Consider the following 2215-nt stretch of genomic DNA (forward strand, 5'->3'; position numbering starts at 1 on the left):
CCTGACGGGACAGCAGGATGTGCTCACGGGTTTGCGGCATCGGGCCATCAGCGGCCGAGCAAACCAGGATAGCGCCGTCCATCTGCGCAGCACCGGTGATCATGTTCTTCACATAGTCAGCGTGACCTGGGCAGTCAACGTGGGCGTAGTGACGAATAGCCGAATCGTATTCAACGTGGGAAGTGTTGATCGTGATACCACGAGCCTTTTCTTCCGGAGCGCTGTCGATTTGAGCGAAGTCACGAATAGCACCACCGAAAGCTTCGGCGCACACTTTAGTCAACGCTGCAGTCAACGTGGTTTTACCGTGGTCGACGTGACCGATGGTGCCAACGTTTACGTGCGGTTTGTTACGTTCAAATTTTTCCTTAGCCACGACAGAAATCCTCTTGTCTAAAGGGCTGAATCAGCCTTGTCTTTTAGTTACAGCGTCGACGATATGCGACGGAGCAGTATTGTATTTTTTGAATTCCATAGAGTAGCTTGCGCGACCTTGAGACATGGAACGAACGTCGGTCGCATAACCGAACATCTCGCCCAACGGAACCTCGGCACGAATTACTTTGCCGGAAACCGTATCCTCCATACCCAGAATCATGCCGCGACGGCGGTTAAGGTCGCCCATCACGTCACCCATATAGTCTTCAGGGGTAACAACTTCTACCGCCATGATTGGCTCAAGCAACTCACCGCCGCCCTTCTGGGCCAACTGCTTGGTCGCCATGGATGCAGCCACCTTGAACGCCATCTCGTTGGAGTCGACGTCATGGTAAGAGCCATCAAATACGGTAGCCTTCAGGCCGATCAGCGGATAGCCGGCTACGACGCCGTTCTTCATCTGCTCTTCGATACCCTTCTGGATAGCCGGGATGTATTCCTTAGGAATTACACCACCCACCACTTCGTTCACAAATTGCAGACCTTCCTGACCTTCGTCAGCAGGAGCAAAGCGAACCCAGCAGTGACCGAACTGACCACGACCACCGGACTGGCGAACGAACTTGCCTTCGATTTCACAGCTCTTCGTGATGCGCTCACGATAAGAAACCTGAGGCTTACCGATGTTAGCTTCGACGTTGAACTCTCGACGCATCCGATCAACCAAGATGTCCAAGTGCAGCTCGCCCATGCCAGAGATGATCGTCTGACCAGTCTCTTCATCGGTTTTCACACGGAAAGATGGATCTTCCTGAGCAAGCTTGCCCAAAGCGATACCCATTTTTTCCTGGTCATCCTTTGTCTTCGGCTCAACGGCAACCGAAATAACCGGTTCCGGGAAGTCCATGCGAACCAGGATGATGGGCTTGTCCGCGTTGCACAAAGTTTCACCAGTGGTGACGTCCTTCATGCCGATCAAGGCCGCGATGTCGCCAGCGCGCACTTCCTTGATTTCTTCACGGGCGTTTGCGTGCATCTGCACCATACGACCCACACGCTCTTTCTTGCCCTTAACCGAGTTGATCACGCCGTCGCCGGAGGCCAACACGCCCGAGTAAACGCGGACGAAGGTCAAGGTACCCACGAATGGGTCGGTAGCGATCTTGAACGCCAGAGCCGAGAACGGCTCGTCATCGTTCGCGTGACGCTCCATCTGCTTTTCCTCGTCATCCGGGTCAGTACCCTTGATAGCAGGAATATCAGTTGGAGCAGGCAGGTAATCGATAACGGCGTCGAGAACCAGGGGAACACCCTTGTTCTTGAAGGAAGAACCGCAAACAGCCAGAACGATCTCGCCAGCGATAGTACGCTGACGCAGAGCGGCCTTGATTTCCGCGTTGGTGAGTTCTTCACCTTCGAGGTACTTGTTCATCAGCTCTTCGCTGGCTTCGGCCGCAGCCTCAACCATGTTGCTGCGCCACTCGTCAGCCAACTCTTGCAGCTCAGCCGGAATGGCTTCGCGACGCGGAGTCATGCCCTTGTCGGCATCGTCCCAGTAAACCGCTTCCATGGCCATCAGATCGATCTGACCCTGGAAGTTGTCTTCGGAACCGATAGCCAACTGGATCGGCACCGGAGTGTGACCCAGACGCTGTTTGATCTGACCGATCACGCGCAGGAAGTCAGCGCCAGCGCGGTCCATTTTGTTCACGTAAACAATACGTGGAACGCCGTACTTGTTGGCTTGACGCCATACGGTTTCGGACTGCGGCTCAACGCCGGAAGTACCACAGAACACCACGACCGCGCCGTCGAGAACACGCAGGGAACGCTCAAC

The 2215-nt window shown here is 54.9% G+C and carries 2 protein-coding genes; both read right to left on the reverse strand.

What is annotated here, in order from left to right; genetic code table 11:
- On the reverse strand, positions 1-376 hold a 376-nt coding region (locus WBK23_RS18160), incomplete at its 3' end, for a GTP-binding protein (protein ID WP_424485337.1).
- A 30-nt stretch (positions 377-406) separates the two neighbouring features.
- The coding region (fusA, locus tag WBK23_RS18165) for an elongation factor G (protein WP_424485338.1) at positions 407-2215 on the reverse strand (1809 nt) is incomplete at its 5' end.

Source organism: Pseudomonas sp. (assembly GCF_049653025.1).
In the GTDB taxonomy this organism is placed as follows: domain Bacteria; phylum Pseudomonadota; class Gammaproteobacteria; order Pseudomonadales; family Pseudomonadaceae; genus Aquipseudomonas.